This is a genomic window from Streptomyces sp. NBC_01506, from assembly GCF_045040295.1.
Classification (GTDB): Bacteria; Actinomycetota; Actinomycetes; order Streptomycetales; family Streptomycetaceae; genus Streptomyces.
The window spans coordinates 3182901-3195801 of the sequence record NZ_CP109422.1 but is presented as its reverse complement, the minus strand read 5'-3'; the positions used below and the strand labels follow the sequence as shown (position 1 = coordinate 3195801).

General features: G+C 67.9%; 15 protein-coding genes. 7 read left to right on the top strand and 8 right to left on the bottom strand.

The features are described from left to right. Positions 1-123 precede the first annotated feature (123 nt). Complete coding sequence (locus OG329_RS13700) at positions 124-858, bottom strand: TenA family transcriptional regulator (protein ID WP_405795270.1); 735 nt, start codon at positions 856-858, stop codon at positions 124-126. A 40-nt stretch (positions 859-898) separates the two neighbouring features. Then, the gene (locus tag OG329_RS13695) at positions 899-1456 is read right to left on the bottom strand and encodes an EF-hand domain-containing protein (protein ID WP_405795268.1); all 558 of its coding nucleotides are present in this window, start codon (positions 1454-1456) and stop codon (positions 899-901) included. A gap of 359 nt (positions 1457-1815) precedes the next feature. Between OG329_RS13695 and OG329_RS13690 the strand changes: the two genes are divergently transcribed. Continuing rightward, the gene (locus OG329_RS13690; RefSeq protein WP_405795267.1) at positions 1816-2007 is read left to right on the top strand and encodes a VOC family protein; all 192 of its coding nucleotides are present in this window, start codon (positions 1816-1818) and stop codon (positions 2005-2007) included. Between the two features lie 72 nt (positions 2008-2079). Continuing rightward, positions 2080-2895 (top strand): nucleotidyltransferase, encoded by an 816-nt coding sequence (locus OG329_RS13685; RefSeq protein ID WP_405795266.1) that lies wholly within the window; start codon positions 2080-2082, stop codon positions 2893-2895. 504 nt (positions 2896-3399) lie between these two features. Here the strand turns inward: OG329_RS13685 and OG329_RS13680 are convergent. The 4 genes from OG329_RS13680 to OG329_RS13665 form a co-directional block, all read right to left on the bottom strand. Continuing rightward, positions 3400-4461, bottom strand: coding sequence for a Rieske 2Fe-2S domain-containing protein (locus OG329_RS13680; protein WP_405795265.1), 1062 nt, complete (start codon positions 4459-4461; stop codon positions 3400-3402). Positions 4462-4995: 534 nt separating this feature from the next. Further along, positions 4996-5805 (bottom strand): class I SAM-dependent methyltransferase, encoded by an 810-nt coding sequence (locus tag OG329_RS13675; RefSeq protein ID WP_405795263.1) that lies wholly within the window; start codon positions 5803-5805, stop codon positions 4996-4998. A 25-nt stretch (positions 5806-5830) separates the two neighbouring features. Next, positions 5831-6364 carry a GNAT family N-acetyltransferase gene (locus tag OG329_RS13670; RefSeq protein WP_405795262.1) on the bottom strand — a complete coding sequence of 178 codons (534 nt, stop codon included), beginning with the start codon at positions 6362-6364 and terminating at the stop codon, positions 5831-5833. Next, entirely contained in the window at positions 6361-7620 is a 1260-nt protein-coding gene (locus tag OG329_RS13665) for a helix-turn-helix transcriptional regulator (RefSeq protein ID WP_405795260.1), read from the bottom strand. Before OG329_RS13665 ends, OG329_RS13670 begins: the two co-directional genes overlap by 4 nt. A 175-nt stretch (positions 7621-7795) precedes the next feature. Here OG329_RS13665 and OG329_RS13660 point away from each other — a divergent pair, with 175 nt between their 5' ends. The 5 genes from OG329_RS13660 (at position 7796) to tgmC (ending at position 11117) form a co-directional block, all read left to right on the top strand. Further along, positions 7796-8218 (top strand): ATP-binding protein, encoded by a 423-nt coding sequence (locus OG329_RS13660; RefSeq protein ID WP_405795259.1) that lies wholly within the window; start codon positions 7796-7798, stop codon positions 8216-8218. Then, positions 8215-8637, top strand: coding sequence for a hypothetical protein (locus OG329_RS13655; protein WP_405795257.1), 423 nt, complete (start codon positions 8215-8217; stop codon positions 8635-8637). The genes OG329_RS13660 and OG329_RS13655 overlap by 4 nt, the downstream gene beginning before the upstream one ends. 106 nt (positions 8638-8743) lie before the next feature. Further along, positions 8744-9016 (top strand): putative ATP-grasp-modified RiPP, encoded by a 273-nt coding sequence (tgmA, locus tag OG329_RS13650; protein WP_405795255.1) that lies wholly within the window; start codon positions 8744-8746, stop codon positions 9014-9016. Next, positions 9016-9978, top strand: a complete 963-nt coding sequence (tgmB, locus tag OG329_RS13645) for an ATP-grasp ribosomal peptide maturase (protein WP_405795253.1) — start codon at positions 9016-9018, stop codon at positions 9976-9978. The genes tgmA and tgmB overlap by 1 nt, the downstream gene beginning before the upstream one ends. Continuing rightward, positions 9975-11117, top strand: a complete 1143-nt coding sequence (gene tgmC, locus OG329_RS13640; RefSeq protein ID WP_405795252.1) for an ATP-grasp peptide maturase system methyltransferase — start codon at positions 9975-9977, stop codon at positions 11115-11117. The genes tgmB and tgmC overlap by 4 nt, the downstream gene beginning before the upstream one ends. A gap of 12 nt (positions 11118-11129) precedes the next feature. Here the strand turns inward: tgmC and OG329_RS13635 are convergent, their stop codons facing one another. Both OG329_RS13635 and OG329_RS13630 read right to left on the bottom strand, forming a co-directional pair. Next, complete coding sequence (locus tag OG329_RS13635; protein ID WP_405795250.1) at positions 11130-11531, bottom strand: hypothetical protein; 402 nt, start codon at positions 11529-11531, stop codon at positions 11130-11132. An 80-nt stretch (positions 11532-11611) separates the two neighbouring features. After that, positions 11612-12823, bottom strand: coding sequence for a pyridoxal phosphate-dependent aminotransferase (locus tag OG329_RS13630; RefSeq protein WP_405795248.1), 1212 nt, complete (start codon positions 12821-12823; stop codon positions 11612-11614). Positions 12824-12901: the final 78 nt, after the last annotated feature.

Sequence of the window (12901 nt, the reverse complement as noted above, 5' to 3'; positions counted from 1 at the left end):
GCCCCCGGAGCCCATCCCTCACGGCTCCGGGGGTCTCGGTGTGTCCGCGCCGCACCCCGCGCCGACCGGCGTGATGAACCTGATGCGGCCTCCCGCTCCGCGCGGGCGCCATGCGGTTCCTCTTTACTGTGAACGAGCCAGTTCGGACAGATCGCTGTAGAGGCGGTTCAGCGCGTATGCGCCCAGGCCGAGGCCCTGGTCGATTCGGTGTCGTGCGGCCGGGTTTCCGTAATGGGGTTCCAGCAGCAGGAAGAAGTCCTCCGCGTGTTGTTCGTCGATCTCGGAGTGGAGGCCGTAGTGCGTCAGGTCGGCTTGAGCGACCCAACCGCGGTTCACAGCCGCGTTGCCCGTGATGGTCGATACCGAGGCGAACGCGTACTCGATCGCGCCCATACAGGCAATTCCCACCTGCGGGTCCTCCAACGTACACACCGCACTGAGAACGCTGTTGTACGCGTGGACGGCAGGCATCGTCTTCAGGTCGTTCAGCCGTACGGTGTCGCTGCCTATGCTGGCCAGAAATCGGCGGAAGGTCTCGTGATGGAATTCCTGAGGGCGGAATCCGCCGTGTTCTTCCACGACATTGCCGAGGATGCCGATGCGGTCCGCGGGGTGTTCGACGCGGGACACCAGCGCAGCCATCGGACGGGCGAAGTAGGTGACGGCGAAACCCAGTTGCTCCTGGCTTGTACGGAAACCCTCCAACGACATGCTTCCGTCCACCAGCGTTCGGAAGTACGGATTGTTCAGGACGCCGGTCTCGGCCACGATGTGCTTGGCCTGCGCTGTCACCAGCGGGGCCTCGGTCGTCCGCGGATGAGTGGTCACGGTCCTTCTCCTGGTGTCGTTCCTGAGCACGGCTCGATGCGGGACGGGTGGATCCCCCGGTTCTGCCGGCTCAAGAACGCAAGGCCCCCAGGAGGCGGTGACCTCGGTCGTTCGGATCAACACTGCTGTGGAACACGCGAATGGCCGCTCTCAGCTCGTCAGTTGAGATGGAGCCGGAGCTGTCGGTGTCGATGTCGGTGAACGACACGTCGATGTCCTCGTCGCTCAGCGCGAAGGAGGACTGGAACAGGCGCTTGAACTCGGACTTGTCCAGTTCACCGTCTCCGTCGACGTCGGCGGTGGCCACGAAGACCTTGGCGGACGGCGTGACGATCCGCGCGTAGTCCTCCGGCTTGTTCTCCAGACTGACGAACCCGGCCAGGAATTCGTCGCGTGAGACGACTCCGTCCCCGTCCGTGTCCATCGGGACGAACAATCTCTTCCAGTACTCCAGAATGGATTTCTGTAGCGCGTCGGCCGGGGCGGTTCCCGGCGTGAGCCTGAATTCCTGGGTCGTCCGGCCCACCCATGCGTACACGTCGGTTTCGCCGACCCATCCGTCGCGCTCGTGATGGAACACGTTGTAGTAGTGCTGGGCCTTGCTGTGGATGATGGATATTTCCGGCATGCGAAGACCTCGAATTTCCTTGTGCGGAGGGCGATTTGCATACCCACCGCGACCCGGTCCACGAGCAAACGACTCGTACCTCAGGGTGGCAGCGCTTCCCTTCCTGGACGCCGGCACCAAAGCTTCACCACTCGTTTGAGTGAGTAGTTCCGAATGGCGGTTTCAGTGCCGACAACCCGCTTCATGACGACCCGAGGCCGGGACCCGCTCCTTCCGGAGCCGGACCGGACGGCGAGGTCGCCCCCGGGCGGCGAGGAAGCGGAGGGCAGAGCTGGACACGTCGACTGGTGGAGCCTGGCCTCAACTTCACTGTGTGGCGGGTCGGTGAGAACGCGTGGGTCGTCGTTGACGATCGGGACGTGCGCGCCGAGCGAGTAGGCGGAGCCATGATCACGCTCGGCGTGCACGACCTCGATGACATCCTGGCCCGACTCGCCGCACACGGGATCGACCACGAACCGGTCGAGACCTACAGCAACGGCGTACGCCACGTCGTCGTGCTGGATCCTGACGGGAACAGCATCTCGCTCACCGAGGCACCCACCCAGTGAGCCTCTTTCGACCTGCGCGGTGCTGGATCACACCGCATCTGACTTGCGCGAAACGAGGTTGGAAAACGGTCAATGACCTCAGGAACGGGACGAGGACTCAACCCCGACGGGACGATCGCACGCGAGGGCGCCCGGGACCGGCTCCAGCCGGCATTCGTGCCCGTCGTCGACGTGGCCCGCGCCCGCATCGCCGAGACGTTCGGCAGCTCCCGCCTGCACAGTGCGTACCTCTACGGGAGCGTTCCGCGCGGCACGGCCACCCCCGGAGTCTCCGACCTCGACGTTCAACTCGCCCTCCGCGCGGAGCCCACCGAAGCTGACCGCGGCGACGCGGCGGCGATCGAGGCCGCGCTCGACCGCGCGTTCCCCCAGATCGACGGCGCCGGAATCCTGCTGACCAGCGCACGCGGTCTGTTCAGTGAGCGCGAACGTCACGACGCCGGGTTCTTCATCGCCTGCTTGTGCACCCCGCTGCTCGGCGACGACCTCGCGGAACAACTGCCCCGCTACCGCCCCACCACCCTGCTCGCCCGCGAGACGAACGGCGACCTGGCCCGGGTGCTGCCGCGCCGGCGTACCGAATTGGCCGAAGCCGCCACGGACGCCGATCGTAGAAGGCTCGGCCGCCGTGTCGCCCGCCGCACCGTCCGTACCGGATTCACCTTGGTCATGCCCCGTTGGGGCGGCTGGACCAGTGACCTGGAGGAGTCGGCCGAACTCTTCGGCCGCTACTACCCCGAGCGCGCCGCCCAGATGCGCCGCGCCGCCTCCACCGGCCGCGCGCCTGCCGGCGACCGAGCGGTACTCGGCATGCTCATCGAGGACCTGGGCCCTTGGCTCGCAGCGGAGTACACGGCGGTGCATGGGGAGAAGGCTCCGCGTTCGTGACGTGACTCGCGGGGACGTCGCGTCAGGGCCGGGGCGGGCCGTCTTGTGTGAGGCCGAACCCCGGTCGCCATCAGCTCCTCCACGGCCTTGAGGATGGACCGGGCCGGCCCCTCGATCCCGAACACCGTTACTGACTTCGGCTCATCAGGGTGATCTTTATGAAAGTCGCTTATGTGGCTGGGGTGTTGGCAGTGGTCCATGGTGTGTGAGGTATGCGGATCTGTGGCCGCACGGCACCGGCCGGTCCGCGCCCTCCCGCTCCATTCACTGTGCAAGGGCAGCCAGGCCCCCGTCCAGGCCCGACGCCTTCACGGCGTGTCCCCGGGGCCGGGGCACCCGCCAAGATCCGGACATGCTCCCGACCCCCGCCGCGGCGGACTTCTCATCGCCCGTGCCTGCCTCCTCGCTCATCCTGGCCCGCAGCCCCTTCCGGGCGCCACCGGCCCGTCCTGACCACTGAACGGAACGGAACGCAACGGTCAGCGCGACGTCCCGGCTCGGGGTTCAGATCCGGGGGCTGCTGTGGTCGGCCGCTCCGGGCGGGGGGTAGAAGCGGCGTGCCCAGTGCCTGAAAGGGCCGATCGGTCCGTCGCCGTGGGCGAGACGGGGTGGCTGCCGGTACCGCTTGTGGTGCCAGATGGGGAAGTCCGCCGCGGTGAACTCGCAGCTTGCACGGAAGATCGTACGGTTCAGCAGCCGTGCGGCGGTCCGGCTCACCGCACGGGCGAGTGGCCCCGGCAGCCGTCCCGGTTCACTGAACGCGAGCCGGTTGAGCTGCCGGAACTGCATCCGGTTGGGGCCGATCGCGGTCGGCATCACCATCGTGCACATCCGCAGCCCGACCCGCGGCGTGTACACATCGGCATGCAGACACCCCAGCCCGTATCCGTCCACCTCCACCTCGACCGTGAAGTCTCCCAGCAACGGCGCCGACTCATGTGCCCGCAGCGACACATGGAAGCCGGCCCCGTCATAGGCGACCGGCCCGCCGACGTCCGCCCGCTTCCAGCCGTGAAGCGTGGCGAAATGCCCGACGTCCACCGAGTTCTCGATCACCTCCTGCACATGCCCCGCCAGCTCCCACACCGCACTGCGGGCGGGCAGCCTGCCGATCACATGCCAGTCGGGAATCGACCAGTCCGGCGCACGTCCGTCGTGGTGCCGCCACACGAACACGGCACCGTTGGCCTCGCGCACCGGCAGCGATTCCAGCCCCGACCTGGGCGGCGGGGTGCCGTAGCCCGTCCGCACACACGACCCGTCGGGACCGAACGCGAACAGATGGAACGGGCACACCAGATCGTCCCCCTCCATCCGCCCCAGACCGAGATGCGCACCCAGGTGCGGACAGTAGGGGCGCACGGCCCGCACCGCCCCCGTCCGCAACCGGTACAGCACCACGTCCTCCCCCGCGAGCGGCCTTGTCAGGACAGCGCCCGGCCGCAGCTCTCCGGAGAACGCCAGCGCGGACCAGCCACTCGGGTACGGCAGAACAGGTACCCCCGCGCTGTCCGCCGGAGTCGGCCCCTCACTGATCCCGTTCCTGTACTCACGTGAAATTCCCACCAGTTCCCCTCACAGATTCGGCTCCGTGAAGCCTGCCCACCCAGATCCGGCATCGTCCCGGCAGACCGCGCATCACCCGAACGAGTAGCCCAGGACCACGCAGGGGGTGCCGTCCCCCGGTGCGGGTGGCGCACGTGCTCACACGGCCATGGCCTTCCTTCCCGGCTTCTTCGCCAGGGCGGCGAGCGGGTGAGCGCGACCGCACCCGACGATGGCGGGGCCGCTGACGGAACCGGGACTCGGCCCCTGCTCCCGCACCGTGTGCATGCCTACTGACTTCGGCTCATCAGGGTGGCGTCGGGATGTCGAGAGCCAGGCCGGTTCCGGCGGATACACCTTCGCCGAGCACACTCGACGTATCCGCAGTGGACTGGTCGTCAGCGATCCACCAGGCAGCGTCCTTCTCCGCCTTGCTTGAGCGGTGTCCTGAAACCGGCTGGAAGTGGGACGACTCCGCTGCGCCGACTGTCTGGGCAGAAGTTCTGCGGGCTTGGGCTTGGGCTTGTCGGCAGCGACGGAGTCGCGTTCGCCGGGTTACGCGGGCGCCTTGCCGACTGCCAGCAAGTGGGAGCTGGCCGCGAGCAGTTCGGGGTAGGGCTCGGCCAGCCGCGCCGCAGTCAGAACGGACTCGAAGAGATCTCCACTCGGGTCTGGACCGGCATGCTGCTCCACCGCCTTGAGGATGGACCAGGCCGGTCCCTCGATCCCGAACACCGCCACGTCCACGAGGCCGGCGTCGCGCAATTCATCGGCGAGTTCTTCGGCGCGGTGGAAGTAGGCGAGGGTGAAGCCGCGCTTGCCGTCGTGGACGGCCGTGCGGAGGATCGTGGAGATTGCCGTCTGCATCCGCTCGGAGTGCAGATGTGCGAAGGCGGTGTGCTCGAAGAGCGAGGCGTACCTGTTGATCGCCCCGGCAGCCACGAGTCCACCGGGCCGCACCACCCGCCGCGCTTCGGAGAGTGCCTGACGCCGGTCGGCGGGGTCGGGGAGGTGATAGAGCGGCCCCAGCACCTGCACCACGTCGTAGCTGGCATCCGTAGCCGCCAGTGCGCGAGCGTCCCCCAGCGATGCGGGGCAGACCTCGGCTGCTTGCTCGACGTGCCGCGCGACCGGATCGATCAGGTCGACGTGATACCCGTCATCGACCAACCACCGGGCATGGACGCCTGTGCCGCCTCCTACATCCAGCACGCGGGCGGGCGCCGGCGGGAGGAAACGCCGCAGGAGTTCCCGCGTTCGCAGCAGTTCGAGCCGTCCGTCGGCCGACACGCTCAGGCGGGAGCCCTCGTCGATGACCTGCGAGTAGAAGTGCTCGATCTCTGTTGCGAGTTCTGGGGTCGGCATGTATTCCATTGTCACCTTCGGCGGCTTATACGGAGCGCAGCATCGCAGCGAGTGCCGGTCCGTCCGGCGTGGGTTGCTGCTGGCTGACCTGCTCGTATCCCCAAGCTTCGTACAGCGCCTTAACCTTGCCCTCTCCGGCCAGTGGGTTCACCAGGAGGGTCACCTGCTTCTCCTGACGGTTGGCGAGCAGTTCGTCATGGATGCGAAGGGAGGTTCCGGTGCCGCGCCATGGCACGCGGAGCATGATTTCCTTCAACGCCACCGTGGGTGTGCTCGTACAAGCCTCGCTGAGAGGGGGCGTCATCCGCTGCCACCAACGGTCGCCCGTCGCAAGCGTGTTGACGTAGGCGTAGCCCACGGGACTGTCACCGTCGAATCCGATGACGGCTTCCCAACCGCGTTCGGATCCGTGCCTGGCCAGTCGTTCTCCGTAGCGCTCCACCGAGTAGTGGGGTTGATGCAGTTGGTCGGCGCGAACCTCCGCGTACACCTCGATGAGTGTGTTCCACACCGCGTTGATGTCCGTGACATGTCGCAGCTCGATGGTTCCTGTGGTCACTGCGGGTTCCTTTGAGAGGTGTGGACGTACTCGGTCCATGTGCGGGTTAACGGGCTCGTTGGTGCGGCGATGCGAAGGGCATTGCCGAAATCCGACAGCATTCCCGAGACGCGAGGATGTTGACCGATTGGGTCGGTCGGGACCGAGATGGCAGTGGCAACAGCAGGTTCCAAATCGCCTTGGCCAAGCTGGGCATGTGCGAGGCGGGTAGTGGTGATCGCCCGGGTGCGCCGCATCTCGGGGCGGACTAAGGCAAGACTTCGATGGGCGTGGGCTTCGGCCTTCTCGTAGTTCCCAAGTGACAAGTACGCCGCCAACGCCAGGCTTTCGAGTTCTGCCTGATCGTAGAAGGCGTTCATCCACATCGGACGCTGCTCGTTCGGGTCTGCCTGCTGGAGTGCGTCCTGAGCGTGGCCCAGAGCTTGACGTACGGCTCTGGGGTCGCCGGTGAGCCCGTGGATTGCGGCGTGACGCGCGTGGCCGAGCGACGCAAACATCGAGTCGCGGCGGGCGATGGGGAGGTTTCGAGCAACGTCGTTGGCAGCCAAGGCGTCCGCCGGCCGGGCCAAGTGGCGATAGAGACTTCCGGCGTGCGACCAGATGCGGAATTGGATCGTGGGGTCGCCGGACATAGCAGCCAGGCTGGAGGCCCGGTCGAAGTGACGTTGTGCGGCGTCGAATCGACGCCCGTCAATGGCAGCCCACATTGCGCTGGAGGTGAATGATGCGGCGCAACCGTAGAGGGCTCCCCGGACGCGCTGGGACGCGGTTCCACGGGCCTGAAGTGAGAGAGCTTCACCCGCCAAGGCGGACGCCTGCGTCTCGATTGTGAGTTTGCCGCCGTAGCGGTGATCGTTTGCGATGAGGACGGCGAACTTGGACAGCAACCGCTGCACATCGCTGGCTCCCACGCGCTGCCGCGCTACAGACGCTAGCGCCGCGCCGGTGGAGACGTTGATGAAGTGGCGGCGAAGCACAGAATCCTCCGGTGGTGCCATGCCCGAGGAGGAAGGCTCTCCCCTCCGGGGGACGAAGCCCAGCTCAACGGCGGGGCAGTTGAATACTGCCTCCAGCGCAGCCCGTTGCCGACGATGCGGCCACCGGGTTTTTCCGGTGAGCCAGTTGCGGACCGTCCGGTCGCTGACGGAGCCCTCGTAGCCCGCCGCCCGCAGATCGGCGTTCACCGCTTCGGCCAACTCGGCCTGGGTGAAGCCTGCCTCCGCCATGCGTCGCTTGAGGCTCTGGTTGTCCTCCATGGGATCAACGTAGCCACACCCTTCGGCCCCGGAGAACCGACCGCTCCGAAAGTTTCCGGTTCTCAGCGATGCACGCAGCGTTCGGTTTTCCTCACGCACTGTGCCGGTGGGTCGTTCACTGAGACACGGCCGCCTGTACCTGACCCCCCCCCACCGACCCGAGGCCCTGATGACCATGACCGCCACCGCTCGACCCACACCCACCGGCCACCCCGGCTACAGCCAGACCATGCCGTGCACAGCGCGAAGCGCCGGGCAGGCGCGATCGCTCGTCCGGACCGCGCTGGCGGCCTGGGGTCTGGAACGCCTCGCCGACACCGGGGCTCTGGTCGTGACGGAGCTGGTGTCCAACTCCGTTACGCACACGCGTACTTACTCGATTCGCGTGACCGTCTCCCGGCCCGGCGAGACATTCGTGCGCATCGCGGTGGTGGACAACTCGCGGACGATCCCGGCGCTTCGAACGCCACCCGGAGACCACGAAGAGACCGGGCGAGGGCTCGCGATCATCGACGCGCTGACCTGGCGATGGGGTACGGATTTGCTCCCTGGGGGGAAACGGGTCTGGGGCGAGCTGACGAGCGAGGTCGGCGAGTGACGCGGGCGAAGCCCTGGGTGGGGGACCACGTACGCGACGAAGTCTCGGGCCGCCTGGCCGTCATCACCGATGTGCGGCGAGGCGACTACGTGCTACGGCCGGTGCAAGGTCCCGGTGAGTGGATCGCGGAGGATCCCGCGCGGCTCTTCTTCATCGCGCCGGCGGTTCTGACGCGGTGTGCACGCACCGGAGAGGTTCCGGACGACAGCGCAACTGCCGCCGAAATGGACGCCCTCATCGAGGCGGGCGCCTTCTGGCGTCTGGCGCCCGAGTGGGTCCCACGCGACGGATACGCGTCGCCGAGCCCCGCTGTTCTACGGGAGTTGGAGGCCGGATTGAAGCGGTTGGCGCAGGTCTCCGTGAGCGATGTCCCTGCGGAAGCTCGTGGGACCGCCGAACGGACCAAGGAGGAGGAGTGACGACGCGCCCGTCAGGGCGAGTCGGCCGGTGTGGGACAGGCAACTGGGCCATCCGGTCGAGCAGTTGCAGTAGTCGGTACCACCATGAATCGGAGGCGTAAAACTGATGACGCAGACACTCGCACCTTGGGGCACGCAGCGAATGGGACCGTACGCGGCCACCGTCACCGTCCCGCAGTGCACGCCCGTGATCGACCCCGAAACGCAGATCGCCGTGATCGTGGACGAGTACGGCCGGACGGTCGAACTGGGCAACCACGGCACCAGCACCAGCGGCCTGACGCCCACCACGACCACTCCCGGTGACGGGTCCGGTCCGGGCGGTGCGACCGACGCGGACAGTACCGAGTCGTACGACCAGGACCGGAGTTCCGGCTGATGGACGACCGCAGGTCGGTACTGGTGCTGACCAACCCCTACGACGTGACGGCGGACATGGTGCTGAGGATTCTCGCCGACCGCCGCGTACCAGTGGTCCGTCTCGACCCCGGCGCCGACCTGTATGCGGGTGTCTCGCTGACAGCCACGTACCGTACGGGCGAGCAGCGGGGCACCCTGCGTACGGCAAGCCGGGAACTCGACACCACCGGGATTCAGTCCGTCTGGGTGCGCAGGCCCTCGCCCTACGAGGGGCCGCCCAGGTTGAGCGACCAGGACCGGCGGTTCGCCGGAGAGCAAACGTTGTGGGGCGCTGGGGGCATCCTCGCCTCCCTGCCGGACGCGCACTACGTAAATCACCCGTGGAACAACCGGGCCGCCGAGTTCAAGCCGTCGCAGCTCTCGACCGCACGGCTCTGCGGATTCCTGGTGCCCAACACGGTGATCACCAACGATCCTGAAGAAGCACGGGAGTTCGTTGCGTCCCGGCACGGTGGAGTGGTCTACAAGCCGCTGTGGAACACGCCCTACCGCGTGGAGGGCCAGCCCCACAGCGTGTGGGTCCGGGAGGTGCACGGGTCCGAGATCACCGACGCCGTGTCCGTGTGCCCCCACATGTTCCAGGCCAAGGTGGACAAGGCGTTCGACGTGCGGGTGACCGCCGTGGGCGACCGGCTGGTCGGGGTCCGGATCGACAGTCCCGATCTTGACTGGCGCCGCCGTCAGGACTTGATGACGTGCACACCGGTCGACGTACCCGAGCCGGTCGCGCGTGCGGTCACGGACTACCTCGCCGGACTTCGTTTGACCTACGGCGCGTTCGACTTCGCCGTCACCACCGCCGGTGACCGGTACTTCCTTGAGTGCAACCCGAACCGCCAATGGGCGTGGCAGCCGGCGCAGACCATCGCAGCGATCGCCCGCGCCATCGCCGACCAACTGGAGAAAGGCCCCGACACGTGAGCACAGCGACCAAGCTCCGCGCCACCCTGGCGGACAGACTCACCGAGGACGGCACCCTCGCGGATCCCAGGTGGAGCAGCGCCGCCAGGGCGGTGCCCCGCGAGCTGTTCACCGGGTCCTACTTCCTGCCGGTGCCGGGCAGCGTCCCGACGCACTACCGCCCCGTCCGAGAAGGCGAGCCCGGGTGGCTGGAGGGGGTCTACTCCGACGAGACGCTGATCACTCAACTCGACGGCCGCACCAGGCCCGACGACGTGACCGAGGGGACGGTGCCCGGCAACCCCTCGTCGTCGTCCACCCTGCCGTCGCTGGTGCTCCGCATGTGGCACCAGCTCGGTGCCGAGGCCGGACACCGGGTGCTGGAGATCGGCACCGGAACCGGCTACTCGACCGCCCTCGGCGCGCACCGACTCGGCGACGCCGATCTCACCAGCATCGAGTACGACACGGTGGTGGGCCGGGCTGCTGCCGCGTCGCTGGAGGCGGCCGGGTTCGCGCCCCGGCTGATCATCGGTGACGGGCTCCGGGGTGACCCGGACGGAGGACCGTACGACCGGCTCATCGCCACCTGCTCGGTTCGCTACATCCCGCTCCCGTGGCTGCACCAGGTGAAGCCGGGCGGAAGGATCCTGGTCACGCTGTCCGGGTGGAGCTACGCCAACGCCCTCGCTCTGCTGGAGGTGACCGGGCCCGGAGAGGCCACGGGGCGGTTCCTGCCCGGCTGCACCAGCTTCATGATCGCCCGGCCCCACGACCGGCCGCCCCGACCGGCGCTGGCCCTGCTGCCCGGCGAGGAGCGCCCGAGCCGGATCGACCCCGCGAAGCTCCAGAGCTGGACCGGCGGTTGGGTCGCGCAGCTCGCGGCGCCCTCGGCCGAACGCCTGGGGGCGGGAGCGGAACAGATCCTCTGGGACGTGTCCACCGGTTCGCAGGCCCGGACGGCACCGAATCCCCACGGCGGGTGGACCGTCGTACAGCGCGGGCCTGTCCGCCTGTGGGACCGGGTCGAACGGGCGGTCCAGCAGTGGCAGGACGCCGGCGAACCCCACCAGGACCAATTCGGCATCACGGTCTCGGCCACCGGTCAACGCGTGTGGCTCGGCGCCGAGGACGGGCCCGGGTGGGATCTGCCCGTCTGACGCACGCGAGTGTCAGGCGGTCGCCACGAGCGGCCGGTCCTCCGGGGTGCGCAGCGCCGCCGTGTGGGCGTCCATCCGTTCCGCCGCGAGAATCGCCGCCGCCGTGTCCGCCCGTGAGGCGGCCACGACCAGCGCGCGGCCCGCCAGGGCGAGCGCGCGGCGGTGCAGCGCGGTGGGGGAGTCGGGAGACGCGGGTGTGCGCGGCGGCGGGGTGCCGCGCAGGCGCGTCACCTGCTGGGCGATCAGCTCCGCCGCCTGGTCGAGCCCGAGGTCGTCGGTGACGGTCAGCAGCGCCGCGAGATGTCCGGCGAGCTGGATGTCCAGCTCCTCCTCGCGGCTGCGGTGCGGGAAGTCGGCGTCGGCGTCGGTGTCGGCCATCGAGTGGACCGACTTGGTGCGGATCGGCTCGTACATGAGGATGGCCTCCTGGCGTCGTCAGGAGACCATCCTACATTGGAATCAGTCTAAAGTTGAGCTGAGTCGAGATGTTGGCTCTACGGCTGCGAGTAGCCGTCCAGGAAGTTCCCGATCCGCGTCACCGCGTCCGCCAGCTCCTGCACCGCCGGGAGCGTCACGATCCGGAAGTGGTCGGGCTCCGGCCAGTTGAACCCCGTCCCGTGCACGACCATGATCTTCTCGCGCTGGAGCAGATCGAGGACCATCTGCCGGTCGTCCTTGATCTTGAAGACCTTCGGATCGAGCCGGGGGAAGAGATACAGCGCGCCCTTCGGCTTGACGCAGGTGACACCCGGGATCCGGGTCAGCAGCTCGTACGCCGTGTTCCGCTGCTCCAGGATGCGCCCGCCCGGCAGGACCAGGTCGTCGATCGACTGCCGGCCGCCGAGCGCCGTCGCCACCGCGTGCTGCGAGGGCATGTTGGCGCACAGCCGCATGTTGGCCAGGATCGTCAGACCCTCGATGTACGAGGTCGCGTGCTTCTTCGGGCCGCAGACCGCCAGCCAGCCGGAGCGGAAACCGGCGACGCGGTAGTTCTTCGACAGCCCGTTGAAGGTCAGGGTCAGCAGATCGGGCGCCAGGGCGGCGGTCGGGGTGTGGGTCGCGCCGTCGTACAGGATCCGGTCGTAGATCTCGTCCGAGCAGACCACCAGTCCGTGCCTGCGGGCGATCTCCGTGAGCCCGAGCAGCATCTCGTCGCTGTAGACGGCGCCGGTCGGGTTGTTCGGGTTGATGATCACGATCGCCTTGGTGCGGTCGGTGATCCTGCGTTCGACGTCGGCGAGGTCCGGCATCCAGTCCGACTGCTCGTCACAGCGGTAGTGCACGGCCGTGCCGCCGGCCAGGGAGACCGACGCGGTCCACAGCGGATAGTCCGGCGCCGGTACGAGGACCTCGTCGCCGTCGTCCAGCAGCGCCTGCATCGACATCTGGATCAGCTCGGAGACGCCGTTGCCGAGGTAGATGTCCTCGACGTCCAGCTCGATGCCCTTGGTCTGGTAGTGCTGCATCACCGCGCGCCGCGCGGACAGCAGACCCTTCGCGTCGCCGTAGCCGTGCGCGTCGCCGAGGTTGCGCAGGACGTCCTCAAGGATCTCGGGCGGGCACTCGAAACCGAAGGCCGCCGGGTTCCCGGTGTTGAGTTTGAGGATGCGATGGCCCGCTGCTTCCAGCCGCATCGCCTCGTCGAGGACGGGGCCCCGGATCTCGTAACAGACATTGGCGAGCTTGGTCGACTGGATGAGCTGCATGACGGCGAGCTTACGACCGGGTTTCGCGAGGCGCCTGGTGTTTTTGACCACGTCGGTCCGGAGTGTGAGACGGGGCGG

What these genes read in the sequence shown, in the direction of transcription:
- OG329_RS13695 (WP_405795268.1), bottom strand. Translation starts at nt 1,456, where the DNA reads ATGCCGGAAATATCCATCATCCACAGCAAGGCCCAGCACTACTACAAC.
- OG329_RS13685 (WP_405795266.1), top strand. Translation starts at nt 2,080, where the DNA reads ATGACCTCAGGAACGGGACGAGGACTCAACCCCGACGGGACGATCGCA.
- OG329_RS13675 (WP_405795263.1), bottom strand. Translation starts at nt 5,805, where the DNA reads ATGCCGACCCCAGAACTCGCAACAGAGATCGAGCACTTCTACTCGCAG.
- OG329_RS13665 (WP_405795260.1), bottom strand. Translation starts at nt 7,620, where the DNA reads ATGGAGGACAACCAGAGCCTCAAGCGACGCATGGCGGAGGCAGGCTTC.
- OG329_RS13660 (WP_405795259.1), top strand. Translation starts at nt 7,796, where the DNA reads ATGACCGCCACCGCTCGACCCACACCCACCGGCCACCCCGGCTACAGC.
- tgmA (WP_405795255.1), top strand. Translation starts at nt 8,744, where the DNA reads ATGACGCAGACACTCGCACCTTGGGGCACGCAGCGAATGGGACCGTAC.
- tgmB (WP_405795253.1), top strand. Translation starts at nt 9,016, where the DNA reads ATGGACGACCGCAGGTCGGTACTGGTGCTGACCAACCCCTACGACGTG.
- OG329_RS13635 (WP_405795250.1), bottom strand. Translation starts at nt 11,531, where the DNA reads ATGTACGAGCCGATCCGCACCAAGTCGGTCCACTCGATGGCCGACACC.
- OG329_RS13630 (WP_405795248.1), bottom strand. Translation starts at nt 12,823, where the DNA reads ATGCAGCTCATCCAGTCGACCAAGCTCGCCAATGTCTGTTACGAGATC.